The 24,522-nt window shown below is 68.8% G+C and carries 42 protein-coding genes; 12 read left to right on the forward strand and 30 right to left on the reverse strand.

Annotated features, from left to right (window positions below; genetic code table 11):
* Positions 1 to 66: 66 nt before the first annotated feature.
* The 18 genes from AB0H84_RS46015 to AB0H84_RS46100 all read right to left on the reverse strand — a co-directional run bounded on the left by AB0H84_RS46015 (position 67) and on the right by AB0H84_RS46100 (position 13,243).
* A complete protein-coding gene (locus AB0H84_RS46015; protein WP_357619409.1) occupies positions 67 to 525 on the reverse strand; it encodes a minor capsid protein in 459 nt (152 codons plus the stop codon).
* A complete protein-coding gene (locus AB0H84_RS46020) occupies positions 522 to 896 on the reverse strand; it encodes a hypothetical protein (protein ID WP_357619411.1) in 375 nt (124 codons plus the stop codon). The genes AB0H84_RS46015 and AB0H84_RS46020 overlap by 4 nt, the downstream gene beginning before the upstream one ends.
* A complete protein-coding gene (locus tag AB0H84_RS46025; RefSeq protein WP_357619413.1) occupies positions 893 to 1,210 on the reverse strand; it encodes a hypothetical protein in 318 nt (105 codons plus the stop codon). Before AB0H84_RS46025 ends, AB0H84_RS46020 begins: the two co-directional genes overlap by 4 nt.
* Positions 1,207 to 1,599 (reverse strand): hypothetical protein, encoded by a 393-nt coding sequence (locus tag AB0H84_RS46030; RefSeq protein ID WP_357619415.1) that lies wholly within the window; start codon positions 1,597 to 1,599, stop codon positions 1,207 to 1,209. The genes AB0H84_RS46025 and AB0H84_RS46030 overlap by 4 nt, the downstream gene beginning before the upstream one ends.
* 12 nt (positions 1,600 to 1,611) lie before the next feature.
* Positions 1,612 to 1,956 carry a hypothetical protein gene (locus AB0H84_RS46035; RefSeq protein WP_357619417.1) on the reverse strand — a complete coding sequence of 115 codons (345 nt, stop codon included), beginning with the start codon at positions 1,954 to 1,956 and terminating at the stop codon, positions 1,612 to 1,614.
* Positions 1,943 to 2,260, reverse strand: a complete 318-nt coding sequence (locus AB0H84_RS46040) for a hypothetical protein (RefSeq protein WP_357619419.1) — start codon at positions 2,258 to 2,260, stop codon at positions 1,943 to 1,945. The genes AB0H84_RS46035 and AB0H84_RS46040 overlap by 14 nt, the downstream gene beginning before the upstream one ends.
* A complete protein-coding gene (locus AB0H84_RS46045) occupies positions 2,260 to 3,207 on the reverse strand; it encodes a P22 phage major capsid protein family protein (protein WP_357619421.1) in 948 nt (315 codons plus the stop codon). The genes AB0H84_RS46040 and AB0H84_RS46045 overlap by 1 nt, the downstream gene beginning before the upstream one ends.
* Positions 3,208 to 3,258: 51 nt before the next feature.
* Entirely contained in the window at positions 3,259 to 4,155 is an 897-nt protein-coding gene (locus AB0H84_RS46050) for a hypothetical protein (RefSeq protein ID WP_357619423.1), read from the reverse strand.
* A gap of 77 nt (positions 4,156 to 4,232) precedes the next feature.
* Entirely contained in the window at positions 4,233 to 4,403 is a 171-nt protein-coding gene (locus AB0H84_RS46055; protein WP_357619425.1) for an Rmf/CrpP family protein, read from the reverse strand.
* Positions 4,400 to 6,277: a phage minor capsid protein gene (locus AB0H84_RS46060; RefSeq protein ID WP_357619427.1), complete on the reverse strand. Its 1,878-nt coding sequence runs from the start codon at positions 6,275 to 6,277 to the stop codon at positions 4,400 to 4,402. Before AB0H84_RS46060 ends, AB0H84_RS46055 begins: the two co-directional genes overlap by 4 nt.
* Before the next feature lie 6 nt (positions 6,278 to 6,283).
* Complete coding sequence (locus AB0H84_RS46065) at positions 6,284 to 7,858, reverse strand: phage portal protein (protein ID WP_357619429.1); 1,575 nt, start codon at positions 7,856 to 7,858, stop codon at positions 6,284 to 6,286.
* A 68-nt stretch (positions 7,859 to 7,926) separates the two neighbouring features.
* On the reverse strand, positions 7,927 to 8,226 hold the full coding sequence (locus AB0H84_RS46070; RefSeq protein WP_357619431.1) for a hypothetical protein: 300 nt from the start codon (positions 8,224 to 8,226) through the stop codon (positions 7,927 to 7,929).
* A gap of 10 nt (positions 8,227 to 8,236) precedes the next feature.
* A complete protein-coding gene (locus AB0H84_RS46075; RefSeq protein ID WP_357619433.1) occupies positions 8,237 to 10,168 on the reverse strand; it encodes a LamG-like jellyroll fold domain-containing protein in 1,932 nt (643 codons plus the stop codon).
* Between the two features lie 2 nt (positions 10,169 to 10,170).
* The gene (locus AB0H84_RS46080; protein ID WP_357619435.1) at positions 10,171 to 10,647 is read right to left on the reverse strand and encodes a hypothetical protein; all 477 of its coding nucleotides are present in this window, start codon (positions 10,645 to 10,647) and stop codon (positions 10,171 to 10,173) included.
* Between the two features lie 181 nt (positions 10,648 to 10,828).
* Positions 10,829 to 12,121, reverse strand: coding sequence for a PBSX family phage terminase large subunit (locus AB0H84_RS46085; RefSeq protein WP_357619437.1), 1,293 nt, complete (start codon positions 12,119 to 12,121; stop codon positions 10,829 to 10,831).
* Positions 12,118 to 12,612, reverse strand: a complete 495-nt coding sequence (locus AB0H84_RS46090) for a hypothetical protein (RefSeq protein ID WP_357619439.1) — start codon at positions 12,610 to 12,612, stop codon at positions 12,118 to 12,120. The genes AB0H84_RS46085 and AB0H84_RS46090 overlap by 4 nt, the downstream gene beginning before the upstream one ends.
* A gap of 47 nt (positions 12,613 to 12,659) precedes the next feature.
* Positions 12,660 to 12,920 (reverse strand): hypothetical protein, encoded by a 261-nt coding sequence (locus tag AB0H84_RS46095; protein WP_357619441.1) that lies wholly within the window; start codon positions 12,918 to 12,920, stop codon positions 12,660 to 12,662.
* Entirely contained in the window at positions 12,920 to 13,243 is a 324-nt protein-coding gene (locus tag AB0H84_RS46100; RefSeq protein WP_357619443.1) for a hypothetical protein, read from the reverse strand. The genes AB0H84_RS46095 and AB0H84_RS46100 overlap by 1 nt, the downstream gene beginning before the upstream one ends.
* Positions 13,244 to 13,307: 64 nt before the next feature.
* Here AB0H84_RS46100 and AB0H84_RS46105 point away from each other — a divergent pair, with 64 nt between their 5' ends.
* Positions 13,308 to 13,847, forward strand: coding sequence for a hypothetical protein (locus tag AB0H84_RS46105; protein WP_357619445.1), 540 nt, complete (start codon positions 13,308 to 13,310; stop codon positions 13,845 to 13,847).
* Positions 13,848 to 13,855: 8 nt separating this feature from the next.
* Here the strand turns inward: AB0H84_RS46105 and AB0H84_RS46110 are convergent, their stop codons facing one another.
* A complete protein-coding gene (locus tag AB0H84_RS46110) occupies positions 13,856 to 14,974 on the reverse strand; it encodes a GNAT family N-acetyltransferase (protein ID WP_357619447.1) in 1,119 nt (372 codons plus the stop codon).
* Between the two features lie 163 nt (positions 14,975 to 15,137).
* On the opposite strand from AB0H84_RS46110, the gene AB0H84_RS46115 reads away from it, so the two are divergent.
* Complete coding sequence (locus AB0H84_RS46115) at positions 15,138 to 16,316, forward strand: pentapeptide repeat-containing protein (protein ID WP_357619449.1); 1,179 nt, start codon at positions 15,138 to 15,140, stop codon at positions 16,314 to 16,316.
* A 21-nt stretch (positions 16,317 to 16,337) separates the two neighbouring features.
* Here the strand turns inward: AB0H84_RS46115 and AB0H84_RS46120 are convergent, their stop codons facing one another.
* Positions 16,338 to 16,952, reverse strand: a complete 615-nt coding sequence (locus tag AB0H84_RS46120) for a hypothetical protein (RefSeq protein ID WP_357619451.1) — start codon at positions 16,950 to 16,952, stop codon at positions 16,338 to 16,340.
* A 25-nt stretch (positions 16,953 to 16,977) separates the two neighbouring features.
* Between AB0H84_RS46120 and AB0H84_RS46125 the strand changes: the two genes are divergently transcribed.
* Positions 16,978 to 17,268, forward strand: coding sequence for a hypothetical protein (locus tag AB0H84_RS46125; protein ID WP_357619453.1), 291 nt, complete (start codon positions 16,978 to 16,980; stop codon positions 17,266 to 17,268).
* Between the two features lie 178 nt (positions 17,269 to 17,446).
* Here AB0H84_RS46125 and AB0H84_RS46130 read toward each other — a convergent pair whose 3' ends face one another.
* Genes AB0H84_RS46130 through AB0H84_RS46175 form a run of 10 tightly spaced genes read right to left on the reverse strand, consistent with a single transcriptional unit; the run spans position 17,447 to position 20,506 of the window.
* Positions 17,447 to 17,803, reverse strand: coding sequence for a hypothetical protein (locus AB0H84_RS46130; protein WP_357619455.1), 357 nt, complete (start codon positions 17,801 to 17,803; stop codon positions 17,447 to 17,449).
* A gap of 32 nt (positions 17,804 to 17,835) precedes the next feature.
* On the reverse strand, positions 17,836 to 18,027 hold the full coding sequence (locus AB0H84_RS46135) for a hypothetical protein (protein ID WP_357619457.1): 192 nt from the start codon (positions 18,025 to 18,027) through the stop codon (positions 17,836 to 17,838).
* Positions 18,027 to 18,314: a hypothetical protein gene (locus AB0H84_RS46140; protein WP_357619459.1), complete on the reverse strand. Its 288-nt coding sequence runs from the start codon at positions 18,312 to 18,314 to the stop codon at positions 18,027 to 18,029. Before AB0H84_RS46140 ends, AB0H84_RS46135 begins: the two co-directional genes overlap by 1 nt.
* The gene (locus AB0H84_RS46145; protein ID WP_357619461.1) at positions 18,314 to 18,532 is read right to left on the reverse strand and encodes a hypothetical protein; all 219 of its coding nucleotides are present in this window, start codon (positions 18,530 to 18,532) and stop codon (positions 18,314 to 18,316) included. The genes AB0H84_RS46140 and AB0H84_RS46145 overlap by 1 nt, the downstream gene beginning before the upstream one ends.
* On the reverse strand, positions 18,529 to 18,870 hold the full coding sequence (locus AB0H84_RS46150; protein ID WP_357619463.1) for a hypothetical protein: 342 nt from the start codon (positions 18,868 to 18,870) through the stop codon (positions 18,529 to 18,531). The genes AB0H84_RS46145 and AB0H84_RS46150 overlap by 4 nt, the downstream gene beginning before the upstream one ends.
* Positions 18,867 to 19,259, reverse strand: a complete 393-nt coding sequence (locus AB0H84_RS46155; protein ID WP_357619465.1) for a hypothetical protein — start codon at positions 19,257 to 19,259, stop codon at positions 18,867 to 18,869. The genes AB0H84_RS46150 and AB0H84_RS46155 overlap by 4 nt, the downstream gene beginning before the upstream one ends.
* Positions 19,256 to 19,636, reverse strand: coding sequence for a hypothetical protein (locus AB0H84_RS46160; RefSeq protein ID WP_357619467.1), 381 nt, complete (start codon positions 19,634 to 19,636; stop codon positions 19,256 to 19,258). Before AB0H84_RS46160 ends, AB0H84_RS46155 begins: the two co-directional genes overlap by 4 nt.
* A complete protein-coding gene (locus AB0H84_RS46165; RefSeq protein ID WP_357619469.1) occupies positions 19,633 to 20,001 on the reverse strand; it encodes a hypothetical protein in 369 nt (122 codons plus the stop codon). The genes AB0H84_RS46160 and AB0H84_RS46165 overlap by 4 nt, the downstream gene beginning before the upstream one ends.
* Positions 19,998 to 20,246, reverse strand: a complete 249-nt coding sequence (locus tag AB0H84_RS46170; RefSeq protein ID WP_357619471.1) for a hypothetical protein — start codon at positions 20,244 to 20,246, stop codon at positions 19,998 to 20,000. The genes AB0H84_RS46165 and AB0H84_RS46170 overlap by 4 nt, the downstream gene beginning before the upstream one ends.
* Complete coding sequence (locus AB0H84_RS46175) at positions 20,246 to 20,506, reverse strand: hypothetical protein (protein WP_357619473.1); 261 nt, start codon at positions 20,504 to 20,506, stop codon at positions 20,246 to 20,248. Before AB0H84_RS46175 ends, AB0H84_RS46170 begins: the two co-directional genes overlap by 1 nt.
* Before the next feature lie 195 nt (positions 20,507 to 20,701).
* Here AB0H84_RS46175 and AB0H84_RS46180 point away from each other — a divergent pair, with 195 nt between their 5' ends.
* The 9 genes from AB0H84_RS46180 (at position 20,702) to AB0H84_RS46220 (ending at position 24,466) form a co-directional block, all read left to right on the forward strand.
* Positions 20,702 to 21,652 carry a tyrosine-type recombinase/integrase gene (locus AB0H84_RS46180; RefSeq protein ID WP_357619475.1) on the forward strand — a complete coding sequence of 317 codons (951 nt, stop codon included), beginning with the start codon at positions 20,702 to 20,704 and terminating at the stop codon, positions 21,650 to 21,652.
* A 137-nt stretch (positions 21,653 to 21,789) separates the two neighbouring features.
* Positions 21,790 to 21,954 (forward strand): hypothetical protein, encoded by a 165-nt coding sequence (locus tag AB0H84_RS46185; protein WP_357619477.1) that lies wholly within the window; start codon positions 21,790 to 21,792, stop codon positions 21,952 to 21,954.
* Positions 21,954 to 22,337, forward strand: coding sequence for a hypothetical protein (locus AB0H84_RS46190; protein WP_357619479.1), 384 nt, complete (start codon positions 21,954 to 21,956; stop codon positions 22,335 to 22,337). The genes AB0H84_RS46185 and AB0H84_RS46190 overlap by 1 nt, the downstream gene beginning before the upstream one ends.
* Entirely contained in the window at positions 22,327 to 22,674 is a 348-nt protein-coding gene (locus AB0H84_RS46195; protein WP_357619481.1) for a hypothetical protein, read from the forward strand. The genes AB0H84_RS46190 and AB0H84_RS46195 overlap by 11 nt, the downstream gene beginning before the upstream one ends.
* Positions 22,667 to 23,026: a hypothetical protein gene (locus AB0H84_RS46200; protein ID WP_357619483.1), complete on the forward strand. Its 360-nt coding sequence runs from the start codon at positions 22,667 to 22,669 to the stop codon at positions 23,024 to 23,026. Before AB0H84_RS46195 ends, AB0H84_RS46200 begins: the two co-directional genes overlap by 8 nt.
* Positions 23,026 to 23,412: a hypothetical protein gene (locus AB0H84_RS46205; protein ID WP_357619485.1), complete on the forward strand. Its 387-nt coding sequence runs from the start codon at positions 23,026 to 23,028 to the stop codon at positions 23,410 to 23,412. The genes AB0H84_RS46200 and AB0H84_RS46205 overlap by 1 nt, the downstream gene beginning before the upstream one ends.
* On the forward strand, positions 23,409 to 23,735 hold the full coding sequence (locus AB0H84_RS46210) for a hypothetical protein (protein ID WP_357619487.1): 327 nt from the start codon (positions 23,409 to 23,411) through the stop codon (positions 23,733 to 23,735). The genes AB0H84_RS46205 and AB0H84_RS46210 overlap by 4 nt, the downstream gene beginning before the upstream one ends.
* Positions 23,732 to 23,983: a hypothetical protein gene (locus tag AB0H84_RS46215; RefSeq protein ID WP_357619489.1), complete on the forward strand. Its 252-nt coding sequence runs from the start codon at positions 23,732 to 23,734 to the stop codon at positions 23,981 to 23,983. Before AB0H84_RS46210 ends, AB0H84_RS46215 begins: the two co-directional genes overlap by 4 nt.
* Positions 23,984 to 24,157: 174 nt before the next feature.
* The gene (locus AB0H84_RS46220) at positions 24,158 to 24,466 is read left to right on the forward strand and encodes a hypothetical protein (protein WP_357619491.1); all 309 of its coding nucleotides are present in this window, start codon (positions 24,158 to 24,160) and stop codon (positions 24,464 to 24,466) included.
* Positions 24,467 to 24,522: the final 56 nt, after the last annotated feature.

The raw sequence follows: 24,522 nt of genomic DNA on the forward strand, positions 1-24,522 counted from the left end.
GTGCGCGTGCGCGGCCGGCCCCGGCCGCGCACAGATGAAGAAGTAGGGGGACGCCAGCCCGGAGGGCTACTCGTCGTCCCGCTGGGCGGTGGGCCAGTGCACCATCAGCTCGTAGGAGTCGGCGCGCTCCCACCGGCCGGAGGAGTCGCGGCCGGGCGGCGCCACCACGGTCCGCCTGGCCAGCAGCACCAGCACCCCCGACGACAGGCGGACCTCGGACAGGCCGTGCAGCACGGCGAACACGGCGTCGGCGTAATCGCCGACGTCGCGCGGGTCGCCCTTCGCCCGCATCCGCGCCTGCACGAGCACCGTCGAGTCGCCGCCGTCGAGGTCGTCGCCGCCCGTCCCGTACACAGCCAGTGAGATGGCCGTGTCCGGCCGGGCCGGCAGACCGCCGATCGTCAGCGCGAGCTGGGCGTCGGTGTAGGCGCCGACCGGGTTCCACGCGCCGACGCCGCGCGCGGCGAGCAGTTCGGCCAGGCCGTTCAGCAGAGCTCGCGAGAATCCCGGCATCGGGGTGGTCATCCGCCGAGCGCCTTCCGCACCGCCTTGGCCACGATGTCCCGCACCACGGCGGCCTCCTCGTACAGGGTGGTCTCCAGGTACTTCGGTTCGCCCTTGATCGGGTGGTCCCAGTCCAGGTTTTCGTGCTGGGCGACTGCGTACGGTTGGTCGAACGAGATAACGCCCTCGAGGGCGGTGCGGTCCACCTGGGCGCTGCCCGACCGTTCCAGGTCGCCGGTCTGCCACGGCACCTTCGGTTCGGTCGAAGTCAGCACGTGCTCGGTCGCCTGGTGGAGTCCCCTCTCGATGGCCGCCCGCGCCTTGGCTTCCAGGGCTTCCGGGTTGACGTGCATGTCCAGGCGCACGTCCACGTCGATCGCGCGCTGGCTCATCGGCACACCACCTCCGTGTGGTCGGGCGTAGGCAGGCCGCCGCCGGTCCGGTTGTGGGAGGCGATGACCGTGGTCGTCCGGCCGTTGACGGTCACCCGCGACCCCTCGGGGCAGTGCGTCCCGGACGGGAAGAAGATCGTCGTATCGGACACGGTTTCGCTGCCTTCGGCGTTGCGGACCAGCCTCCGTTCGTCGTCCACCAGGCACCGCTCGGAGACCGGCGGGCCGAAGATCGGCCCGTACGCGCCGTCGCCCTCGAAGGGCTCGATGATGGCCTGGTGCGTGAACACCCACTCGGGGATCAGCACGGTCACCACACGCCCTGATCGATCACGTAGCCCGGGAGCAGGCCCGCGGTGCGCAGGATCGACGCCGCGTCCGGGGCGTGCCGGGCCGGACCCGCCTCGCCGCCGCCTGCGCGGTCGAGCTTCACCGACCCGATCGACACCGACTTGAACGCAGCGGCCACACCGTACGGGTCACCAACCGCCAGAGCCCACGCCGCCTGCGCGCACGTCGCCCGCGCAATGGCCTCGGCCTCCTTCGGCTTGGTCGGCAGCTCGGTCGCCGGGTCCACGTCGTAGACAGCGCCCACCAGCAGCTCGTCGATCCGCTCCGACGCGCGGGCCAGCACCGCCTCGATCCCGGACGGCGCATCCTGCCCGGTGTAGGCCGCGTAGTCGGCCGCGCTCGCGTACACCACCACCTTGGCCGCCTACGGCATCTCGTACACGGCCACGCTGACGCCGGCCGGGTCGTCGTAGTTGATCCACACCTTGCCGTCGCTCTGCCGGTACACGTCGCCCAGCGGCGGGATGAGCACGTCCCCGGTGTTCGCCGGGATGACGTGCGGAACGTCCGGCAGGGGCTGGCCTTCCAGCTCGCCGGGGATGACGAAGGTCACCGTGCGGGCCGCCGACGCGGTGTTCTTGACCCGCACCTGCCGCTTCGGCGAGTGGACGAAGGCGTGCCCGTCCGCGTTCGCGGGGTTTGGCAGCGCGCCCGCCAGGTTCACGCCGGCGCGCGGCATCGCGGTCACGGTGAGGTCAGTCCTGGCCATCGGCCCTCTCCTCTCCCTCGTCGTTGTTGTCGGAGTTCTCGCCGAACTCCTCGATGAGCGCCGCCTTGGATAGGGCGCGGGCGTCGCGCTCGTCCATGCCGCGGGTGACGGCGTAGGCGATCCACGCCGACTTGTTCGCGTTCTCCGGCGGCCGGCCCGCCGCCCCGGCCACCGGGACGGCGGGAGCTGCGGGGGGCGCGGCGCCCAGCGGAGTGGCGGACCAGTTCGGCAGCATGTCCAAGCACGGATCCCGCTGCTCCAGGTCCACCACGTCGCCGGTGTTGGCGTTCCTGTACCGCCACATCAGGCGACGCCATGGATGAGGCACGCGCGGTCTGCGTCGAGCGTCTTGACCCCGTACAGGGTGTCGATGCTCACCACGTCCTGCTTTTTGGCCTGGTCGTAGCCCATGACCACTCTCAACGCGAACCCCTTGTAGGACTCGACGTGCGCGTTCGCGGCGCCCTGCGGAAGCACCAACGGGCGCGTGACCAGCGCAAACGCCGTCCTGTGGAAGGCGACGCCGATCTCGGTGTTCGGCTGGCCGGCCCCGGGGGATCCGGTCGGGCCCTTGATGTTCTGCGTCTGGTAGCCGTCGAACCCGAAGACGCGCCTGCCGAGGTTGGCCTCGCGCAGACCCTCGGTGTCGCCTCTGGTGTCCGCCTGGTGGAACAGCGGGTCGCCGAGCCACTGCGCCTCGATCTCCGGCCCGACCACCATGTTGCGATCCGTGGGCGGCACGTTCCGCTGGTTCAACACCCTGCGCGCGTCGATCGCGACGCGCGGGTTGTCCCAGTTCCACTCGTTGGTGCCGGTGACGGGGCCGCCGACGCCGGTCACCGTGGTTCCGGCCTTACCCGTGCGCTGGAGGACGTCGCCGCGCAGACTCAGAACGTCGCGGTCGATCTTCTGCGCGATCGCCTCGACCGCTGGGGCGAGAAGCTGCGCGTTGAAGTCCACGATGTCGAGCGTCAACTCCTCGCTCGTCACAGCGAAGGAGACGTCCACGAACTTGTCGAGACGGATCGGGATCGACCCCTCGGTCGCGTTCTGAATCTCGATGCCCGTAGTCCTGTTGAACGGCTTGGCCTCGAAGACGGCGGGCTTCCGGATCGTGATCGTGTCACCGATCCTGTTCACGAACTCCTCTTCGTAATCACGGTGCACGAGCTGAGCCATGACCGTGGTTTCGTACAAATTCGCGAGCGCCTGACGGGCGATGACCTTGGGAGTGATGAACGTGTTAGCCATCGGGCCTTACTCCTGACATGAAAGCCGTTAGCGGAACCGCCAACGACCTGGCTAAGACGACTTGTTCTTCGCCGCCGCCTCAGCGGCACGGCGCTTACGGAAGTCGTCGATGGTGGGCTCGGAGCCGCTGGGTCGCACGCCAGGCCCGCCGGCGAACTCCCCTCCGCTCCGCGTGGGCGTCGCCGCCAGGGCAGTCGCCTTGTACTTGGGGTTTTCGTCGATCGCGAGCTGGATGAGGTCGCCGAGCTTGGCCGCGAAGTCGTCAGCGTCCGGGTCCAGGTCGCGGATCTTGCGGAGGAATGTCCGGCTGTCGAGCAGCGCTTCAGAGTCGGCGCCCAGCTTGCCGCTGGCGCGGAGCACGCCCGCCTCGAGACGTTCCCGGCGGCGTAGCTCGCGCTCCTCGTCGCGTTCCTTCGCCGTCTGTTCCTTCTCGGCGGTCAGCTTCTCGATCACCTGCTCCGGGGTGAGCTGCTGCTCCTCCTCGGTGACCAGTCCGAGTGCCTTGCCGATCTGCTGGGCGAAGTCCTCCCGCACCTTCGCGGTGATCTCTTCCGGGGACGGCCCCGCCTTCTTGGCGGCGTCCTCGGCGTCCTTCTGCGCCTGCTTGAGAGCGGCGCGGTAGTCGCCCGCTTCTTTCCGCGCATCCCGGACGATCTTCTGCGCCCAGTCGGGCAGCTGCTCGACCTTGATGGCGTCGGGGTTGACCTTCTGCTCGGCGGCCTTCGCCGCGGCGAGCGGGTCTGGCGTGTCGCTCCCGGCGTCGGTCTGGCCTTCCTGCGACTGCGCTCTGGCCTGGGCCTGAGCGTCACCCGCTTGGCCGCTGTCGCCACCGGCCGCGGCAGCGTCGCCGCCGCCCTCAGCGCCCCCGGCGATGAGCCGGATGGGCTGGCCGTTCCTGCGGTAGCCGATGATCGCGCCAGGCGTCGTCGGCAGCATGTGATCGAACATCGGGGCCCTCCTGGAGCCGGACATGAGAAAGGCCCGCGCCAGGCGGGCCACAACAAGGGCAGGCAGGCGCCCCGGCGTCAGGCCGGCGGCCGGTACCTGCGATATGTGCGCACCCACAGCAGCGCGAGCGCCCGTGCTCGGGCGTCGCCTGCGGGGTCGTACGGGCATTCGGTGATCGGGCGGGACTGCTGTGCGGCCCATCGCGCCGTCGTGATCGCCGTCCGCCGGTCGAGGTCGGTCAGGCTCACCGGCGCTGCTCCTTCGCTCTCTGGGCGGCCTTGCGGTCGGAGGCGCGTCCGAGCATCTGTGCCCGGAACTCGACCAGCGTCATCCGGGGGTGTTGCTCCCACCACGCGCGCAGCTCGTCGGAGGCGTACCGATCGGCGCGGGACTGCGGCCCGGACAGCAGAGTCCGGCCGTCGATCCCGGCCGCCCGGCCGGCGGCGTTGACGAGCACACCGCGCGTGTACCGCTCGGCGGCGATGAACTGGGTTTCCAGCCACTCGTCGAAGAGACGGCGGACGACTTGGTCCAGGGTCTCCCCTGGTCGCCGCATCTGCTCGGCGACCTGGCGGGACTCCTCGCGCCGCATCACTTCCGGGTCGAGCCCGTACACGAGCGCGTACGCGTCCAGGGGATCCGCGCCGTCGTCGATGAGGTCGGTGACGGCGCGGTCCTCGGCGGTGTCGTCGGCCTGCCACGACCAGGTGGGGTTCTGCTCGCGGGCGTCGAGCTCGGCGAGCAGCTTCTCCAAGGCGACCGGGTCTCCGGCGTCGGAGAACTGCCGCACCAGGTCAAGGATCTGCTCGTCGGAGGCGTTGGCGAACTCGGCGGGCAGGCCGGCGACCGCCTCCCGAACCCGCGTATCGCGCTGGCGTTCGCGGTCGCTGTCGCGCCGTTCCAGCACCTGCGTGATGCGGGCCACCGCCGCTTCATCGTTCGCCCACTGGCCGAGCAGCGCGGCCAGCTCGTCGTCCGTCCGGTTGTCGAGGTCGCGCGGGATGGTGTCCTGGCGTTGCCGATCGGTCCGGGCGGGGATGCCCGACTCTCGAGCATGGTCCTTGATCTGCTGGGTGAGCCGGTCGGCGCGGGCCGCCGCCTTGCGGCGCTGCTCGGCGTCGAGCGCGACCGCCGCCTGCCGCTTCGCCCCGCGCAGCTCCGATTCCAGGCGACGCATCTTCTGCGCCCCCGAGTACGTACCACGGTGCGAGGCCGGACGAGGCGGCCGGGTCGCGCCCGGCAGGTAGGCGCCGAGCGTGTGACCACAGCCAGGGTGCAGCAGGCCGGCGGCGCGGGCCTGCGTCACGGTCCCCTCAACGAGCACGTCCACCATCGCGTCGGAGACGGCCGACTCCTCCTGACGCCAGCCGATCGGCCCCTCCTGGGACAGGATCTTCCCCTCCCAGCGGGCGCACCGCTCGCACGTGAACGGCAACCTGCTCACGATGACGAGGTCCACCCCGTTGGCGGCGAGGGTGGCCAGGTGGCCGTCCGTCGCGGCCTGCGCCATCGCCGTCCGCACCGCCATTTCGGCGTACGCGCTCGCCGACCACACCCGGCCGGAGGTGTCAGTGAAGCCGGTGATGCCTCTCTTCGCGACCCGGTCGAGAAGCCGGGCCTGGGCCTGGCGGCGGGAGATCGCGCCGGTGAGCGCCTGCGCGGCCACCTCGTTCACGATCTGCTGGAAGATGAACTCCGGCGCCGACCGCATGCCCGGCTGGGTGGAGGCGACCAGCCGCGTCGCGCGGCGAGCGATCTCGATGACGCCCTGCCCCTGCGGGATCCCTCTGCGGGAGCCGAGCCGTTGCAGGTCGCCGGTCGCGCGCTCCACACCGCGCCGCCACGCGGCGTTCACCCCGGTCGTGACCAGCCGCTCGGACAGGGTCTCCAGCCGCCGGACGACCCGGTCGGCCTCCCTGCGCAGCTGCCGGAGTTCGGCGAAGCGCGGGCCGGCGTACTCCGGTTCGCCCTCCCGTTTCGCGAGCGCCTCCGACACGACCTTGAGGAGTTCGCGTTCGGCGTCCCAGTAGATCGCGGCGACGGCGCGGGCGTGCTCGAGCGCGGCCTCGATCTGCGCGGCTTCCTGCGGCGCGGCCGGGAGCGCCAGCGTCGGCACACTCATGCCCGGCTACTCGTCGTCGCCCGTGCCGGGCACGAGCACGTCGTCGAGCCGGTCGGGGTCGGGCACGTTCAGCCCGAGCTCGTCACGCATGCGTTCCTGCTCCTCGCGCACCTGGTGGTCGTCCCAGTCGGGGTGCAGAGTGCGGATCTTCGTATCCAGGGAGACGGCCTGCGCCCTGTTGAGGAGCTCAAGCGTCCGGCCCAGGGCCTCCGGGTCGGGCTGCACGCCGTCCGGCCAGTGCACCTCGCCCTTCTCCGCGCTGACCTTCTTGCCGAAGACGGCGTGATCGATGGAGAGGAGCACGTCGGGCGCCCACTGGAGGGTGGGGTTCCAGTAGCCCGTCTTCCGGCCGCGCGTCGAGAATGACTTGCGTTCGCGGGAGTGCACCTCTGTGGCGGTGACCGCCTGCCCGGACCCGTCCACCTCGCCGAACGACTGCGCGCTGTAGCCCGCGCCGCGAAGGATCTGAGCGACCAGCGCTTTGCCCGCGTCCACGTGCTCCTTCACGCGGATCGCGAACTGCGTGATCGTCAACATGCTGTTGGCGGCCGACCCGGGCGGCGGCAGCATCCCGAGCCCCGAGTAGATCTCCCGGTCCGGGTCCCACGCAGCGCCTTGGCCGCGGCCGAGGGAGTCGAGGAACACGTCGGGCACGATGACGCGGCCCTTGCCGAGCCGGATGTCGCGCAGCAGCGACGTCCACACCTCGTCGAGGCTGTCCATCAGGTGTTCGACGCCCTGGTAGTCGGACCGGCCAAGCGACGTGCCACGGATCAGCCGGTGGGGGCGCATGTTCGGCACGTACGACACGAGCAGGCCGCGCGGGTACCGCGAGTCGAAGCCGCCGTTCTCGTCCACCTGATCGGCGTAGATGGCAGTGTCCGGGTGGTCTTCCAGCGGGACCTGGTGGCCCAGCCGGTCCGGTGTCCCCAGGTAGAGCCCGTGCAGCACCCGGCCGCGCTCGTGCCGCTCCAGGTGCCGCCACACCTGCCGGTCGCCGTCCTCGTGCAGCACCCGCCAGAACGTCACCGCGGCGAGCTTGCCGTACCGGAACTCGGGCACCGCGGCGTCCGGCGGCAACACCGACATGACGGGGTGGTCGTACATCTCGGTGTCCCACCCGGCCCGCAGGTAGGCGCCGCCGTACGCGGAGCCGATCTCGGCGGCCTCCAGCAGCGCCCCGTAGATGCCCGCCTCGTGCATGATCGTGTCGAGGCGTTTCTGCGACGTTTTGCCGGGCACCCGCAGCGTCGGCGGCTCGCTGAACAGCAGGTCCGCGCTGGTCGTAGCGATGTCACCGGCGATCGGGATGTGCAGCTTCGTGGAGCGCACCTGCCCGAGCGGCACCGGCGTCCCCCAGAAGTAGCGGGCGGCACGCTGAATCCACCCAGTGAACCCCTTGGACGGCCGGTCCCAGCCCTTCGGGTCCAGGCCGATGCCGTGCACCATCCCGGTCGAGCCGTACACGTCGGCCAACCGGTCCGGGTCGCCCGCGTACCAGGCTCCCCACTCCTCATACAGCCGCATCTCGCGCCGGACGTGCGGCGGCGGCCACTCCTGGTCGTGGTCCGGAAGCGGCATGGTCTCGCCCTCACTCTGTTCTCGAAGGGACGCAACGTGCGTGGTCGCGGCAGGCCAGCGCGGGATGGTCAGATGACGTCAATCAGGCCCGCAGGCAGCACAGGCTTTTCAAACGGCGTGCTCACCCGCACCCACGCCTGGTAGCTGCCATCCGGTTTGGCGACGGCCCCGCCAGGCCCGAACAAAATGCGCGCGGTCGCGCCCCGCACACCGGCAGAGCCGGGCGCCCACTCGGCCGGTTTCCAGTCGGATTCGGCCGGCTCGACCCCCGGCGTGGTGAACGCGATCTCCACCAGTTCCGTTCCTGCCGCGCCGCGCACGAAGAACGGCAACCACTCCCGCGACAAGCTAGAGATCGTTTCTCCCACCACGGGCTCCTTACGTACGCGATGCGGACCAGGTACGGCGCGGCGGATCAGCAGCCCAGTGCCGCGTCAGGGTTGCGCTCCAAGTCCGGCGCGGCCCGTCCACGCCCGTGACCTCGCGGCCGAGCTGCCTGACCGGCCGAGCCTGGTCGCCTTCGGTGCTCTGCCCGACGATGCGGATCTTGCGGCGGCCGATCGCCTGCACGAGGCCGGATTCGCCGGCCTGGCCAATGGTTCGGGCACGGGCGGGCCGGATCGCGGCCGTCGTGCTCGCGTCGAGAGCCGGCCCGACGTGGAGTGCCTTGACCGGGCGGATCGGCGCCGCGATGTCGGTCTCGAACGCGGGCGCAACCACACCGCCCACATCGGACATGACCACAGTCGCCGAGTCGGTCTCAACGGCTTGCCCGATGATCCGCCGCCGCGCCGCTCTGACCTGCGCCGCCACGTCCGACTCGGCGACCTGGACCACGAGCCGGGTTTTCCGCCCGGCGACCGGGCTCGGAGAGCCGGTCTCGACAACCTGGCCGACCTGCCGCACCTTGGCCGGACGGACCGGCAGCGCCGCACCGGAACTCGCGACCTGGGCGACGCGGCCGACCTTCCGACCGGTGACGCGCTGGGCCGCGTCGGTCTCTGCGGCCATCTTGACTTGCGCGACCAGCCGAGGAACCACCGGCCCGAGCTTGGTGTCCGAGACGGCGATCTCATCCACGTACCACTGGCTGCCGGCGTCACGCCCAATGTGGAACTCGGCGTCCCTGGGTTTCCCACCCGGCCACGCCACCGTCGAAGAGATGACGTAATCGGAATGCGCGGTGGAGTCGGCGGACAGGTAGATCCACATCTCGACGGTGCCGTTGCCGGACGCGTCGATGGTGTAACGCCACTCGATCCGCACCCACTGGCCCACTGGAATGGGCACCGAACCGTTCGCGACGTTCGTGCCAGCGGCCGCGGAGTAGATGGAGATGGAGCCGTTCGCGAACATCCACACCTTGGACACGACGCCGCTTGGGCCGATCAGGGCGAAGAGTCCCTTGGTGTCGGTTTGGGTCCCGGCCCGGTAGAGGTACATGCGCGAACAGATCGTGTTGCCGGGCTGGGTGACGTTCGTCCAGTCGATGTGCGTGTCTGATCCGGCGACCGAGTTGGTCGCGACCAGGCCCCGGTGCGCGACCGCGTTGCTGTACTGCGGCGACCCGGCGATGTTGTTGAACGCGTCCCCGCTGGTACCGCCGGAGTTCGCCGCAGTGATCGCCGCTCCGGCCGTGCCGCCGTCGAACGTGTTGGCCCGCAGCACGGGCGGCGCGATGACGGGGTCGGGCTCGGCTGTGGTGCCCGTACCGCCCGACAACGTGTTGCTGTTGCCGGAGTTGTCCACGGTGCTGGGTCCGCTGAACCGGTAGTACGCGCGAAGGTTGGTCGTGCGGACGGGGGCGAACTGGCCGGCCTCGGCCTGCAACTCGGCCTGGGACAGGGCCGCGCCCCACCACTTCACCGCGCAGACGGCCCCGTTGAGCCACTCCGCCTCGAAGACGGATTCGCCGATCCGCAGGTTCGTATGCGTCGTGGATGCCTTCCCGGCGGTCCACGTGGAGTACGTGAACAATGCGTCGCCGAGGGCTTTCGACACCATCGTCCCGGACGCCCCGTTGACCGAGACAGCGATGTAGTACCAGACGCCCACGGTCAACGCCCGCGTGGCCAGGAAGCCCGTGTTCGAGCCCGAGCTTGCCTGGCTGAACGTCAACGTTGTGCCGTCATTGATCGTCTGCAAAAAGGCGTAGTCAGTCGTGGAGCCGCCGTCGAGGCACCAAGCGGTGCTGTAGGTGTCGCGGTCCCCGGAGATCTTCACCCAGCAGGACATCGACCACTGCGACTGCGCCCCGAGATTGACGGCTCGGGTGTAGTCCTCGCTGTCGGCATCGAACCGAACCGCCACGGCTACTGCGCCCGGTAGAAGCCCGCGGTCGCGATCTGCGCGGCCACGTCCGTGCCGTCCGGTGTGATCGCGAAGTCGTGGCAGGTGAGCGGGACGATTTGCGCGTCTGTCGCGGCGGCGGACGGCTTGTAGCAGACGACGAACTTGGCCCACGCACCGCTGGCCGCGAGCACGCTCGTCCATGTCTGGTCGGGGATGTCGAGGTCGAGCCGATCGTTGGCGTCGTCCGGGGCCACCACGTTGAGGTCGGCCGCCACCAGCGTCTTGCGCGCGTACCCGTTCCCGGCCGTCACTTCGTTGGTGGCGCCCGCGACGACGTCGGCCAGCGTGTCCTTGTCCTTCAGGACCGCGTCGCTCTCGAGGCCCGCGGCGGCCAGCGCGGCGATGACGAGCGTGCAGCCGGCGGGGTCACCGGTCTTCACCCGGTTGTAGAACTCGGCGACCCTGCCGAGCGCGATGTTGAACGTGAAGTCGGCCACGACGGCTCTCCCTCGGAATCCGGAATGGGGTGAGGTCCAGCAGCGCGGGCCGGCCTTCGTGCTGCCCCTCAACAGCAGAAAGGCGCGGCCCGCGCTGGGTGCTCGACGCGCGTACGGGGAAGCCGCGCGGAGCAGGCACACCCCCAGACCAAGCCGCCACAACCGGCCCGGGGGCGCGCGTCTAGTAGGCGGGGACGGGTTCGAGCAGCCGCAACCACACCGCCTGTGTGGTGTGCAGCGCATACCGGAGAGCGTCCACGGAGTGGTCATGCTCCTTGACCGGGGCGTCCTCGCCGCGCTCGGCCTTCTTGTCGTCCCAGGCGTAGCCGACGATCTCATCGATGAGAGCGCGGCAGGAGGCATGGACCCGCAGGTGGTCGGCGGCCATCAGGTTGGACACGGTCCGGATGCCGTCCAGCACCGAGTTGTCGCCCTGCTGTGGCCGGAACCCGTCCTTGTGGAGCTGCATCACGAACGACGCCGCGCTGGGGTCCACGATCAGCCAGTCTGGTCGGACGCCGCGCGTCCCCGGGCCGAACGTCTCGGGGATGTCGTCCAGCCAGTCGGCCAGCCGCAGCGAGTATTCGGCGTCGGTGAGCTGTCTGCGCTGCGCTCTGCTGTCCCACCGCCATTCGCTGGCGACGTAGATGCGGCGCTGCCCAGCGTCGTCGGGGACGGACACGCCGATGAGGACGGCGTCGAATGGGTTCGCGGTGCCATAGTCGATTCCGACCGCGAGCCACTTCTCCATCAGCGGCAGCTCGTGGACGACGTGCCGGTCCTCGTCCCACATGTCGAAGATGGCGCCCTCGGCCATCACCCAGGCTCCGAGCACGAACCGCTTGTACCAGAGCCCGGTGTACTCCTTCTTCAGCGCGGCCACGTACGCCGCGTCCAAGCTGTGGTTGTCGTCGAGCCGGAAGTGCCAGCTCCTCAGGTCGAGTTCGGCGGCCCGGTCGAGGAAGTCCCGCTTCAGCCAGTGCGAGGGGCTGTCGGGGTTGGTGGAGCCGAACAGCTTCGCTCCCGGCACCGACAGGCGAGACAGCAGCATGTCCCAGAACGGACGTTCCAGCAGTGTGATCTCATCCACGTACGCGCCCGCACATGTCATGCCTCGCAGCCGTGTCTCGGCGCGGGCGTCCGCGCACGAGATGATCTCGACTTTCCGGCCCAGAATCGTCGCGGTAGGAGCACCGCGGGTGTAGGAGATCCGCGCGGCGAGCGGCCCGGTGATGGCGGGGTCCATCAGCGGATCGAACACGTTTCTGCTGATCGTGTCGGCGGTCTTGCCCACGATGACGAGAGAGCCGCCGCGTGGGGCGTTCGCGACGAACGCCAGCCACCTGATCAGCGAGGCGATCGTTTTCCCGGATCTGATGGCCCCCTGCCAGACGTTCAGCCGTGCGTTCGACTCGGCGATCGATCGTTCCTGCTTGGGCGACAGCCGGACGGCCAGGCCAAGGGCGCCGCTCATGCTTCGCCGCCGGCGTCGTCGTACAGCACCTCGCCCGTGACGACCTCGGCCGACGTGATGGCGTCCAGGTCCGGGTCCGCGACCTGGTAGCGCTGCTGGAGCTGGGCCAGCATGCTGCCGAGCAGGGACGCCATGTCGTGGTCTGGGTGGCCGTTGCGGTTGATCTGGTCCAGGCCCAGCAGCGACGCCCGCTTATTGATGATCTTCAGGCAGGCTTCGGCCGCGTTCACCTCGCCCTTGAGCACACGCGGCCAGAGGGCGGCCATCATCCTGTCCAGGCGGCCGATCTCCAGATGCAGCAGATGCTCAGCCGCCAGGCCCTCCACCTTGGCCGCCCGCTTGAGCGCCGCGGTGATGTCGCCGGACGCCGCCTGCGGGCTGTTGTAGCCGAGCCGCTCAGCGATCAGCGTCGGCGAGACTCCGGCGATCCGCATCTGGAGGGCCTGGTTGCGCCGCTGGGCGAGCTCCAGCTTCCGCTTGTCGTCGGCCACCCGGGCACGCCTCCCTCCACATGTTGGTTGTCGGTTCCGCCAACGATCTACAGGCCGCCGTTCACGGCCTCGGTCGGATCGCCGACCGGCACGTGATCCACGATCTCGGGCGGGAACTGGTCCACGATCTCCACCGTCGCCGGGGTCACCCATACGCCGCGGGCGCCGATCTGCTCGGCGAACACCGCCAGCGACGGCATCGACCAGCCGTCCCCCTCCGGCGGGGCCTGGTCCACGACGAGCGCGAACGGCTCCTCCAACACGCCGCCCAGCTCGTACAGCGGCAGCCGCAGCACTTGGATGCGCACTACTCCCCCTCGCCGCCCTCGTCCTCAGCCGCGCCGGCGGCGGGCGTGTACGTGCGCTGGAAGATGCTGCGCTTCTCCTTCCAGAACGAGCCGTTGCCGTCGTGCACGATGTAGTCGCCCAGCCAGGCGCGCAGCGCACCTTCGGGCGTCTGGATCTCCACGTACTCGGCCGACCGGCCACGCAGGGCGGGCTGCCCAACGATGCCGTTCAGCTTCGATTCGGCGTTGATCCAGGCGACGATGTCCTCGAGGTCGTGCCCGTTGACCTCGACCGCCTCGATGACGGTGTCGATGGGCTCGTACTGGCGGATATCCACGGCCATGATCGTTTCTCCGTTCTATGGCGCTTACAGCGCGCGACAACACACCGGGTGGGAGCATGACGGCATGACGAACGAGACGCTCGCGGTCCAGCACGTCCGCAAGATCTACGCGAGTTATCGGGCGCTGTACGCGCCCAGCGTGATCGCAGAAGCCGCGCGCCTCCTCGACGACCTCGCCGACACGGCGGCCAGGCACGGCCACGACCGGTCGGAAGCCCTCGGCGGGCTGGCCCGGTACGCGGCCGACGCCACAAGCAGCAGGTACAGCAGGCCCCAGCAGGAGCGCGACCTGGCCGAACTGAGCGAGCTCAAGCAAGCGCTGACCAAGGCGCTCGCCGACCTCGGGCTCCCGCTCGCTGTCCCCATCCGATCCGGCGTAGCCGTTGGGCCACTCCCTGACAGACGAGGCTGGGGCTGGGACGGCCAGACAGGGCTCGCGGTCGGCATCTACCTCGACAGCAACTGGGATCTGACGATCAACCAGCCGCACTCAGAGGCGGTCTCCATCTACGCCTTGGCGACGCCGCAGGGAGCGCGGGAGGTCGCTGAGCTGGTACACGCCGTGATGCACGGCGAGATCCCCGACCCGTTCCGCGATCGGTAAGCCGCCGGTCAGCGCCGCTGTGGCGGCGCGGGCGGGATGTACTCGAAGGACACGAGCCCGAGCCGGCGCGGGTCAAGCGTGTCCTTGTGCTGGTTCCGCCGCTTCGAGCTGGTGTGGAGCTTGGTGGCGCGGGCCTGCCGCTGCCACCGCGGCGACCGGTCGCGGTAGGAGATGAGCGCCGGGTGGCTGGACACGGACCGGTACCGGTATCCCTGCTCGGCGAGGTGCTGGGCGACCCACTCCGACATGCGCGCGCCGATGGAGAGGCCCTGGAAGTCCGGCAGCACCACGAGCCGGTGCTCCATCTTCATGTTCCGGACGCGCGGGTGCTGGAAATGCCGGTACGCCAGGAATGCCACCGGGGCACCGTCGATGCACCCGACGAAGCAATGCGCCGTGTTGGAGATCTCCGCGCTCAGATAGTGATGGTGCCGAAAGACCTGCCAGAGAGAGCGGTCAGCAGCCCGGACTTCGAGGGCGAGCGTGGGCCGGGGTTGAACCTGCCTCCACGCGAACGAGCCCGCTGCCACGTCGTACACCCAGTCCGGCTGAAGCCAGTCGAGCACGTCGTAGTGGCACGTGACCGCGACGAGCTGCCGCCGGGAGCGGCGTACGGCCTTGGCCACGGCGTGGGAGGCGACCTTCGCCACCTGCCGGTCCACGACGCTCGTGAACTCATCCACGACGACCAGGCCCTGCTGCTCGGCGAGCGCCCGCGCCATGCTCGCGCGGAACGCCTCCCCGTTACTGAGCGTCTTGTACGGCCGGAGCCACGCCGGGGGCGACGATAGGCCGACCGCCGTGAGCAGGCCGACGATGTCCTTGATGGACATGCCCTTGGGGAAGTCGTCCACGAGCGCCCGGTCGCCCCAGGTGTGCGCCTCGACCAGCCGGCCCGGCCACAGCGCGCGGGCAAGAGTGGTCTTCCCGGCGCCGGACGGGCCGACGAGCAGGCCGACGTTCCACCGCCGTTCCTCCACTGGGAGGACGGCCGACCACGAGTTGGTCAGCTTCTCCTCCAGCGGCACGTCGAACATGCCCTGCAACTGGAGCACCCGGGCGGTGCGGCGTACAGGGGTGGCGAGCGTGATGTCCGCGCGCAACGTCATGCTCCTTAACTTGATCATCCACGTTGAGGTTAATGACATGGTCATTCACGACCCCTTCTTGACGAAGGGTTACAACCTCATCACTCGGCACCCGATATCCGCGCTGTAAGAGGATCATCAGGACCATGACCGAGAAAGATTTGAAACGGTAGCCCGGAGAGTGAAGCCTTCCTCGATCGTCGTGACCTTGCTGGTGCTGTTGGCGATCCCGACGCTGACCTGGATGCTGGGTCCGGGCGCCACATGGGTGATGGAGCACATCGACCACACGATGGTGTTCAACGACGATAAGGACCGGGCCGCCGCTCTCGCGGCTATCCGTGGAAACGTCCTGGCGGTGGCCACGGGCCTAGCCGCGCTCCTGGCAGTGTTTTACACCGCGCGCAACGCCGACACCGCCCGGCGCACCTTTCAGCTCGGAGAGCGTGGTCACGACACCGATCGCTTCAGCAAGGCGGTCGAGCAGCTAGGAAGCAGTCAAGCCCCTGTGCGGCTCGGCGGTCTGTACGCACTCGAGCAGCTCGCGCAGAACAACCCCCGGCTGCGGCAGACCGTCGTAGACGTTATCTGCGCCTATCTGCGGATGCCGTGGACTCCTCCCGAGGCAGAGAACAGGCAGCAGCAGATCCGCGCCGCCCAGCGGACCGCCCGCACACGCTCACCTGGCCGTGCCGTGGCCCCAGCCAGCCGCAACCGGGACGAAGAAAAACAGGTCCGCCTCACCGCTCAGCGCCTCCTCGCGGACCATCTGCGTTGGCGAAAGCGTCGCTGGTGGGAACGACCAGCCGCCGCCAATCCTCTCTTCTGGTCCGGTATCCGCCTTGACCTTACCGGCGCAACTTTGCTCAGCTTCGACTTGGATAAATGCCGCGTCGAGCGGGGGGATTTCTCCGGCGCGACCTTCGCTAACGACGCCTGGTTCGGCGATGCAACCTTCACTGAAGCCTCGTTCGAGAACGCGACTTTCTCTGGTAATGCCTGGTTTATGAGGGCGACGTTCACCGCTGCCGGGTTCGCAGATGCAACCTTCCATGGCTACGCCGCGTTCGACGAGGCGACCTTCAACGAAGGTATCTGGTTTAACAGAGCCACCTTCATCGGTGATGCCCAATTTGATACGGCGATCTTCGCTGACGTTGGCTGGTTCGAGGATGCGACCTTCACCGGTAACACTGTGTTCAGGGGCACGGCGGGAACGGCCCTCGAATTGGAGGGAGCGCGGGTGACGCGGCCAGATGGGAACCATGTGTGGCCATCGAACTGGCGTGTGGAGGTTGGGCCTGATGGCGCGGTGCTAATGCCGGTCAAGCAACTCGACGGCGGCACTCAGGACGTGCAGACTGGCGGAGATCCACCCTGACATCACGGCGTTAGTAATTGGCTACATGAGGGCTCGAACGGAGTGGCCTTCCTCGGACAGCCGTTCCAGGAGTTCGACCTGCTCGGCCTCGGACTCGCAGGTGACGACGACGCCCCACACGGTCGGCGGCTCGACCTGCTCGGCCGGCCCCGCTCCCGGCTCTCCGCTGGGCGGCGGCTGGACGGGGTCGGCGGGCGCCAGGTCGTCCACGTCCCCAAGGTCGTACCCGGTCGCGGCCAGCAGCTCCTCGTCGGCCGCGCCGATGTCGGTCAGCATGTCAGCGAGGAGGCCGCGGTCCCACCCGCCGCGTTCCGACGTCGAGTTGTTGGCCACGAGGTAACCCTCCGCGTCCGCGTCAGAGCGGGAGGACCAGCCGCGCAGGATCGGGACCAGCCACACGCCGTCGTCGCCGATCTTCACGCCTTCGGGCGGCGACGCGCCATCGGCGACCAGCTCCTCCAGCACCAGGAGGCGCCCGTGCCCGGCGACGAGGCGGCCGGTGCGGTCGTCCAGCTCGCCGGCGAGGGTGCAGCCCCACTTCTGGATCGACTTGCGGATGGTGGGGAGGTCGTGCTCCTTCGGGTTCCGGACCGCGCGGGCGATCTCGGGGAGGGGCAGGTACTCGATGTGCCGCATCAGGTCCTCGCTAAGGTGACGGATCGTGAGAAAGCCAGGCCCATACGACGAGGAGGCCTTCCCGGTGGCGGTGCCGCCGCTGGTGGCGTACGCGCCGGAGGGCGAGCTGTACGAGCGGGCGGTGTTCCTGCTGGCGTGGCGGCAGGCCGGCCCGAAGGATTGGGAGGGGCTGGTGACGTGGGTCGTGACCACGCGGACGGAGGCGGGGGCGATCCATACCAAGCACGTCGAGTGGGTGCCCGCTGCGCAGCTCAACCAGGTTCCGGCGGAGGCCCTGCGCGGCCGGTATAAGAAGGTGCCGCGCTTCAAGATGTGATCTTGCTCTTTGTATGATCTTGTCGTGGGACAGGTGAGGCGCTGAGAGCAAATCTCAGCGCCTCACACTGCGAGCAACACCGACCATCAGGCCAGGTCGGTTAGGCCGCGAGCGGCCACCATGAAGACCATTCCGCGCGTGCTGGCAGGTCCCGAAACCTGTCAGCACGCGAAGATCGTTAACCTCGGCCGTCCCGCCCCGAACGTGACTTTCGGCGGAACGGATACAGCCGCGCACCATGCCCCCCGGTCACCTCAGGATCGAGAGGCATGCCAAGCCCGGTGAGAATGTGCACGACCTCAACCAGCGTGGATGGCCGCCGTTCGGCAAGGAGTCGCCACAAGCCCGGCAGGAGCGTGAACACGCCGAACGCGTCATCGCCGATGGCGAGATCCAGCGTGGTGTCGCCGTCCTCCTGCTGCTCCTCGGTGAAGTCGATCTCCCACAGGGGCATGCGATCCACCGGGAGATGAGCTGCGATGGTGACGCGGTGCGGGATGTCACGCCCAGACTGCGCGTCGCGCTCCACCAGCACCCGGTAGGTGAGGATGACGTCCCCTGGCAAGCTCACGATGAGCCCCCGACCGAACCGGACGCCTGGCCAGCCGAGTATGCCTTGCGCATCAGCTCGGCCACCATCTGCATCGTCTGCGGGTCCAGGTCGGCGAGAGTGTTGATCCGCCTCCTGTCCTGCGGGTCGTGCTCGATACCCAACTCGGCGAACAAGCGCGTGAGAATGCGAACGTTCTGACCGTGCATCAGACGCCACCCCCGACCGAGCCACGCACCTCGTCGTCCTCGGCCGGGTCGTACTCCTCCTCGGGATCGGCGTAGAAGTCGGCAGGCTTCGGCAGCGCCTCGATCGCCGCCCGCTGCGCCTCCGACCGGTCGAGACCGCGGGCGAGCCAGTTCGCCTCGGTCTGCGCGCATGGCCACCGGCCCCCGTGGTTGGGGCACAGGTCATAGCCATTCCAGACGTCCGGCGGCGGGCACGGCGGGATCAGCAACGCGATCCGCTCAAGCCGCTCGGCTTCGGTGAGCTGCATCAGCCCTCACCGCCCTCGACCTCGACCGGCTCCCAGCCGCCCGAGATGCGGTTCTCGATGTGTCCGTCGAACCACTCCTCGCCGACCTCGCGCTTCTCGTCCTCGGGCATGGCGTCCCAGTCCGTACGCGAGATGCCGGTGTCCACGACCTCTTCATCGAAGCTGTCGCGGGTATTGGCTACCTCGGACCAGATGCGGAGCTTCACCGTGTCGCTCATCGGGCTTCACCGCCCGGCAGAATGCGCAGCCGGACACCGTACTCGCCAGGTGGCGGATCGCCAGGCTCGACCCGGTAGCCGGCCGAGCGGAGCGCGTTCTCGCACTCGATCGCGTTACCGCCCGAGTTGACGTGCAGCAGCATGGCCCCCGCGGTGTCGGGGTCGCGGTCGCACGACAGAATCGCCTCCGGCATGGGCGACCCCAGCCGCTCGGCGATCGCCCGCGCCGCGTGACGGCGGACGTTGTGCGCCTGCACCACCTTCCGCTGCGGCGGCCGATACGGCGGGGCTCCGAGAATGACCTCCCGGATCATGGCGGCCTTGTTGCGGCGGCTCACAGGGCCTCAGCCCCTTCAACATCCTCGACCGACAGGGCGAGCCGGCCGCCGGACTCCACCTGCACCCGGCCAGCCAGCAGCGCCAGCAGTTTGTCCCTGTCCATGTTGAGATCCGTGGCGGCGCGATAGAGGTTGTCGGCCTGGTCCTGGGTGAGTGACACGCCGAGGGTAAGAGCGCTCTCGCTCGACAGGTCCTCGTCGGGCTCCCTGGCAGAGCACTCCGAGTAGTGCCCGTACACCACGTCACGCACGGAACCGATGTTGTTGGACTCCACGATCAGGTCGTACGCGTTCCCGGTCCGGTACCCGCACGGCTTGTGGATCAGGTGGGCGAGGTGACCCCAGTAGCCGGTGCCCGGCTCGGTCTCCCAGTCGGCGGGCAGCCTCATCGCGTCCCACCGCCCGGCAGAGACTCGGCCGCGGCGAACTCCGCGTGCGTGGTGGCGACGATCGCCGCGTGATCGTACGCGGCCTTGCGGGCGTCGTCGCTTTCCTTCTCCGCCCACACCTCGAAGTCGCGGGCGAGCTTCAGCGCCGTGTCACGGCGGGCCGCCACCGTCACCTCACGCAGGTTGTTCTCCGCATCACGCAGCCGCACCAGCACGGCCCCCATGAATTGCCCCATGAACGAGGAGTGGTTCAAGCGGAAGAGGATGTTCTCGTCGTCGTCCGGGTCGGTGGCGGCGTACTCCATCGCCATCCTGGCCAGGTGCTCGATGCGGTCGTCGTCGGCGGGCTCGTGCGCGAGCTGGTCCAGGTTGCTCATCGGGCCTCACCAGCCGCCGCCAGCAGCTCCTGGACGCGCTCCGCCAACCACCGGTCGCGAGAGTTGCGCGCGTCCACGGCGGCCTGGACATCGCCCGAGTCGTGCAGCGCGTTGATCCGAGCGGCGTACTCGTCCCACGCCTGGATCTCAGCCGCCGAGTGAGGGTCTTCCTCCCACTCCCCGCCGGGCAGGCGCCGCATGAGGGTGGCGTCCTTGGGGAGACCGTGCTCCTCCTGCCAGATGCGACAGGTGCGGCACCACTGGAAGTTGGCGGTGCGGTCGTGAAGGGTGTCGTCGTTCCGTTCGGACGTGATCCCCCTACCGAACTGCGTGGTGTACCGGACGCCGTACTCGTAGGTGCTCATCGGACCTCCCACCCCTCAGCGCGCAGCTCCTCCCGAAGCTCCGCGATGAACTTGGAGTCGGCGTGCTCGACATAGACGCCCTCGTCACGCTTGGAGACGTAGACGGTGGTGGGAGCAAAGACGGACATGCCCCGAAGGACGTCTTTCGCCTTGATGAGATCGACGCCCAGGATGGTCAGGCCGGCGCGTCGCCGGGCGGCCAGCGCTTCGACCTCCGCCACGGTGGTGATGATGGGTCGGCTCATCACGCGATCACCTCGCGCACCGTGATGTGGGTGTAAAGCGTCTTGCCCGACTCTCTGACCTCGGAGAAGCTGCTGAAGTCGCCGGGAGTGTAGCTGTACACGTCGTAGTTGCGCACGACCTCCAGCCGTGCGGCCGGGCCGAACACCGCCCGCACCTTGTCGAGGGCCGAGAGTTCGAGTTCGTCCAGGGTGTCCCCGACCGCTAACACCCGCATGGAGCGACCGTAGGTGGTGGACTCTCCGGTTTCGATGTGGTCCATGATCATCTCTTTCGCGAGGAGATTGACTTCACTCGCGATGCTAGACCGACCGCAGCATGATCATGCGGATTCTGCCGAACTTCAGATACTTGTGAATATAAGAAGTACACTCCTGCTGTGACTTCTGATATTCCCCGCTCCCAAGGTCAACAGAGCACTGAAACGACTTCTGATATTTCGATCCCTGCCGGAGTGGTGACCGAACGTCCGAATCGACGTCGTCCAGGAGCCGCCCCCACCGCCGTACCCCCGCGCTACGCCGAGACGTTCGCGAGCTACGAAGCCGTCCTGACGAAGCCCGGTTTCCCCCTCGACGCCGACACCGTCCGCAACTACCTCTCCCGCGTCCGCCAGTACCTCGTCTGGCTCGACGCGACCAACCTCGACGGCGACCCGCTCACCGAGCCGGCCGCCCGCGACTGGGCCGCCCGCGACTACCGCGCTCACCTCCTGACGGTGCTCAAGCGGAAGGCCACCACCGTCAACGCGCACCTGACCGCGATCGACGACTTCAACCGGCGCATCGGCCTCGGCCCCGCCGCCGCCAAGCGCATTGGCCTGCCCAACCTCGCGCCCCGCGCACTCGACCAGCGCGCCCAGGTCCGGTTCCTGCGCGAGGTCGAGATGTCCGCGCCCCGCGACCGCGCCATCGGCTACACCGCGTTCTACGCGGGCACCCGCATCCACGAGCTCGTCGCGCTCGACATCGACGACCTGCACATCAGCGCCCGCAAGGGCGTGCTCATCGTCCGCATGGGCAAGAGCGGCAAGTACCGCGAGGTCAACATGCACGCCAAGCTCCGCGCCGAGCTGGAGACGTGGCTGAAGGAGCGGGCCAAGCTACGCGGCGCCGACGAATCCAAGGCGCTGTTCCTCAACGTGCGTGGCGGCCGACTGTCTGCCCGCGCCGCGACCGACGTTCTCAACGGTATCGCCGACCGGGCCGGAATCGAGGTCGGCCGGGACGAGGACTTCACCAGCCACGTGCTCCGGCACACCCTCGGCACGAAGCTCGCCCGCGAAGGCGTGGACGTCGTCACCATCGCCGAACTGCTGGGCCACTCGCTGGAGACCGCTCGCCGATACACCCTGCCCACCGACGCCGACCGTCAGGCCGCCATCGACAAGCTCACCGTGGACGAATAGAAGCCAACGCCCGTGCCCTACTGCCTCGCCGCACGCTACCCGTTGGCGGTTCCGCGAACGAATTTGAGCGGATGCCCGACAGACGGTAGGTGCCGGTCGTACGGTGGCGTCCAATTCCTCGCGAAAGGGAAACCACCGTGAACTGCACCTGCTCCACCTACTGCACCGAGTGCACCCTCACCAGCGCGCACGTGCACTTCTCGGACGGTCCGTGCGCCGTCCACCCCAACGCCCTCATCGTCGCGGACAACGCGGACTCCAGCCGGTCTTCTCAGCGGCACCAGCGCGTGTGGGGGGCGTGATGTCTGACACCATCACAGCGCCGTTCGCCAGCACGGCTCTCTACGCCGGTCCCGAGGGATACTTCGACGTGATCGACGCTCTCCCGGACGCTCCGGCCGGGTCGGTCATCGTCAACGTGTCCGGCATCCTGTTCGGGCTTCACCCGCAAGACATCGCGCTCCTGCTCAACCTGCTCGGCCCGGACGCTGAGCACGGCCAGGTCACCCTCCTGCTCAAGGACCCTGACGGCCAGCTGTGGCTGACCGCCACCTCGGGGCCGGACGGCCTGGACTTGGCGGTGAGCTTTCCCGCGTGCGGCAGCAACGCCCGGGTGCTGGTCCCACACAAGCAGGCCGACGCGGTGCGGGCCGCCATCGAGGAGGCGACCTGCGGTGAGCGATAACTTCCCCACCCGGGCGGACTACAACGAGCCCGGCTCGATCGAGATGGAGGTGCACGAGCTGGTCATGCGGTTCGCCTCCGGCGGCCGGTTCCGGCTCGTGGCCATGCTCTACATGAGGCCGTCCGAGCCGCCGAAGGTGGGCGGCCAGTGGCCGCGCATCCTGTTCGCCGAGTACGTCAACGACGGCCACAAGGTGCCGATCCTGTTCGGGACCGAGGCACTCCCGGGCGAGGCGTACGAGGCGTTCCCGGACGATCAGATCGTTGTCATCCCGATCCCGCCCGAGCAGGCGGCACGCGATCTCGAACGAGCGGCAAGGGAGCTGATCGATGCGTGACACGACGAACCCCACGTACTCCGGCCCGGACGGCACCTACCTCGACGTCCGGCCCGCGCCGGCCAGAGCTCCGGAGGGCGCCGTGCTGCTGAACGTGTCCGGCCACGCCTTCGGGCTCAAGCACATCGTCATCGTCAAGCTCGTGGACCTGCTCGCCGGTCGGTCGCGCGGGCGTGAGCTTCACGTCGCGATCAGCGAGGACGCCGTCCTCATACTCCGTGTTGTGGTCTCCATGGAGGGCGCGGACTTCGCCGTCTTCAACGACGGCACACCAACCCACCAGGTCTTCGTCCCGGCCGAGCATGGTCTGGGCGTCGCCTCACAGATCGCGGTCGCGGGGATGGTGAGCTGATGGCTAGCTTCGCCTGCATCGCGTACGTCCTGGAGCGGGCGGCCGACATCATGCTCGGCGACCTCACCCTCGACGCCGACAGCGCGCTCACCCGCGCGATCTGGGGATGCCAGCCCGCGGCGTGTGACGACTGCGGCCAGAAGGAGCGGTACGGCGTCGCCGCCCGTGCCGTCGAGCTGCACTACTCCGACGTCACCTACTCCGAGCCGGCCAGCATGGGCCTGGCGGACATCCCTCGGGGCAGTGCGCGCAGCGCGGCTCGGGAGGTGGCCCGCCTGTTCCGGCAGGTCGGCGACCGGGAGCACCTGGAGGGTGAGGACCTGGAGGAGCTTGCCCTGCGCATGTGGGGGCTGGCACGCGGCGTCGAACTGGCGAGGTGCCCATGACCGACTGGGCTCGCGCGGCCGACATGCTCGACACGGTCGCCAACCTCCTCGACGGGATGCCCGACATGGACCCGGACGGCGCGATCCGGATCGCACTCGCCGGCCACCCGCACGCGCAGATCCCCGACGACCACACGGAGGTAAGCACGCTCTACGACGACGTGGCCCGCGCCATCGAGGCCGATCACGCGCGGATGTTCCTCGGCCGGGACTCGGATTCGCTCTACATCAGCGAAATCCCTATCGCTGAGGTGATCCCCGCCGCGCGGGCGGCGGTCGAACGGTTCCGCAACTACGCCCAACGCCAGGAAGGAAGGCCATGAGCGCCGTCACCGAGGAGCTCATCGCCCGCGCCGCCGCCTTCGCCATGCTCGACCTGGACAACGAGCAGATCGCCCGTATCGCCGCAGACGTTCAGATCGGCGTCACGGCGTGCGACCACGATCACGGGCATGGAGCGTGCCTCGACTGCTTGGAGCGCAGTCTGAATGACGTGCTGACCGGCCTGGGGTTCGAGGTGGGCACGTACGATGCGTGGCGGATGGCCAGCGTGATCCAGAATTGGATCTGACCTCGCACGCAAGGGAGCCCGCCGCTTTGTCGGCGGGCTCCGCTATGTTCGATGTTGGTACGTCGCAGCCAGCGGCGCGTGGCAGCTCCACCTCGGGGCTGAGGATCTCAACGAACTGTGATGCCGCACGCACACCGCGGGCGGCACGGCCATCTCACGCCACAGGGAGTCCTCATGCCCGAATTCGCGTTCAAAACCCCGTACGCCGACCGAGTCGCTGTAGGCGATGACGTGCTCCAGGCGCTGAACACCCTCGTGCTGCGCCACAGCGAACACTTTTTCCTCGGCGACGTCGCCGGGTACCGCATCCTCGAGACCGAGGTGATCGACCACACCGAGGACCGGTATCGGACCGGCGTGACGGACAAGTACCCGTTGGAGGTCCGGGTGAAGCACATCGGCGTGCGGCACGAGGACTTCCCGGACGTGCCGGAATCGGAGCCGCGATGGAGCACGTTCTGGGCTCGCCAGTCAGGAAGCTAGTGCAGAGCGGTGCAGGGTTCCCCGCGGTGGTGCGCCGCCTGGACAAAGTCCCGGGG

Source organism: Nonomuraea sp. NPDC050786 (genome assembly GCF_040654115.1).
In the GTDB taxonomy this organism is placed as follows: Bacteria; Actinomycetota; Actinomycetes; order Streptosporangiales; family Streptosporangiaceae; genus Nonomuraea.

Excerpts from the sequence above, each read along its gene's own strand:
- AB0H84_RS46015 (WP_357619409.1), bottom strand. The coding sequence starts at position 525 with ATGACCACCCCGATGCCGGGATTCTCGCGAGCTCTGCTGAACGGCCTG.
- AB0H84_RS46020 (WP_357619411.1), bottom strand. The coding sequence starts at position 896 with ATGAGCCAGCGCGCGATCGACGTGGACGTGCGCCTGGACATGCACGTC.
- AB0H84_RS46035 (WP_357619417.1), bottom strand. The coding sequence starts at position 1,956 with ATGGCCAGGACTGACCTCACCGTGACCGCGATGCCGCGCGCCGGCGTG.
- AB0H84_RS46040 (WP_357619419.1), bottom strand. The coding sequence starts at position 2,260 with ATGTGGCGGTACAGGAACGCCAACACCGGCGACGTGGTGGACCTGGAG.
- AB0H84_RS46045 (WP_357619421.1), bottom strand. The coding sequence starts at position 3,207 with ATGGCTAACACGTTCATCACTCCCAAGGTCATCGCCCGTCAGGCGCTC.
- AB0H84_RS46050 (WP_357619423.1), bottom strand. The coding sequence starts at position 4,155 with ATGTTCGATCACATGCTGCCGACGACGCCTGGCGCGATCATCGGCTAC.
- AB0H84_RS46060 (WP_357619427.1), bottom strand. The coding sequence starts at position 6,277 with ATGAGTGTGCCGACGCTGGCGCTCCCGGCCGCGCCGCAGGAAGCCGCG.
- AB0H84_RS46065 (WP_357619429.1), bottom strand. The coding sequence starts at position 7,858 with ATGCCGCTTCCGGACCACGACCAGGAGTGGCCGCCGCCGCACGTCCGG.
- AB0H84_RS46085 (WP_357619437.1), bottom strand. The coding sequence starts at position 12,121 with ATGAGCGGCGCCCTTGGCCTGGCCGTCCGGCTGTCGCCCAAGCAGGAA.
- AB0H84_RS46100 (WP_357619443.1), bottom strand. The coding sequence starts at position 13,243 with ATGGCCGTGGATATCCGCCAGTACGAGCCCATCGACACCGTCATCGAG.
- AB0H84_RS46105 (WP_357619445.1), top strand. The coding sequence starts at position 13,308 with ATGACGAACGAGACGCTCGCGGTCCAGCACGTCCGCAAGATCTACGCG.
- AB0H84_RS46110 (WP_357619447.1), bottom strand. The coding sequence starts at position 14,974 with ATGATCAAGTTAAGGAGCATGACGTTGCGCGCGGACATCACGCTCGCC.
- AB0H84_RS46120 (WP_357619451.1), bottom strand. The coding sequence starts at position 16,952 with ATGCGGCACATCGAGTACCTGCCCCTCCCCGAGATCGCCCGCGCGGTC.
- AB0H84_RS46135 (WP_357619457.1), bottom strand. The coding sequence starts at position 18,027 with ATGCACGGTCAGAACGTTCGCATTCTCACGCGCTTGTTCGCCGAGTTG.
- AB0H84_RS46140 (WP_357619459.1), bottom strand. The coding sequence starts at position 18,314 with ATGCAGCTCACCGAAGCCGAGCGGCTTGAGCGGATCGCGTTGCTGATC.
- AB0H84_RS46145 (WP_357619461.1), bottom strand. The coding sequence starts at position 18,532 with ATGAGCGACACGGTGAAGCTCCGCATCTGGTCCGAGGTAGCCAATACC.
- AB0H84_RS46155 (WP_357619465.1), bottom strand. The coding sequence starts at position 19,259 with ATGAGGCTGCCCGCCGACTGGGAGACCGAGCCGGGCACCGGCTACTGG.
- AB0H84_RS46160 (WP_357619467.1), bottom strand. The coding sequence starts at position 19,636 with ATGAGCAACCTGGACCAGCTCGCGCACGAGCCCGCCGACGACGACCGC.
- AB0H84_RS46165 (WP_357619469.1), bottom strand. The coding sequence starts at position 20,001 with ATGAGCACCTACGAGTACGGCGTCCGGTACACCACGCAGTTCGGTAGG.
- AB0H84_RS46170 (WP_357619471.1), bottom strand. The coding sequence starts at position 20,246 with ATGAGCCGACCCATCATCACCACCGTGGCGGAGGTCGAAGCGCTGGCC.
- AB0H84_RS46175 (WP_357619473.1), bottom strand. The coding sequence starts at position 20,506 with ATGGACCACATCGAAACCGGAGAGTCCACCACCTACGGTCGCTCCATG.
- AB0H84_RS46190 (WP_357619479.1), top strand. The coding sequence starts at position 21,954 with ATGTCTGACACCATCACAGCGCCGTTCGCCAGCACGGCTCTCTACGCC.
- AB0H84_RS46200 (WP_357619483.1), top strand. The coding sequence starts at position 22,667 with ATGCGTGACACGACGAACCCCACGTACTCCGGCCCGGACGGCACCTAC.
- AB0H84_RS46205 (WP_357619485.1), top strand. The coding sequence starts at position 23,026 with ATGGCTAGCTTCGCCTGCATCGCGTACGTCCTGGAGCGGGCGGCCGAC.
- AB0H84_RS46210 (WP_357619487.1), top strand. The coding sequence starts at position 23,409 with ATGACCGACTGGGCTCGCGCGGCCGACATGCTCGACACGGTCGCCAAC.
- AB0H84_RS46215 (WP_357619489.1), top strand. The coding sequence starts at position 23,732 with ATGAGCGCCGTCACCGAGGAGCTCATCGCCCGCGCCGCCGCCTTCGCC.
- AB0H84_RS46220 (WP_357619491.1), top strand. The coding sequence starts at position 24,158 with ATGCCCGAATTCGCGTTCAAAACCCCGTACGCCGACCGAGTCGCTGTA.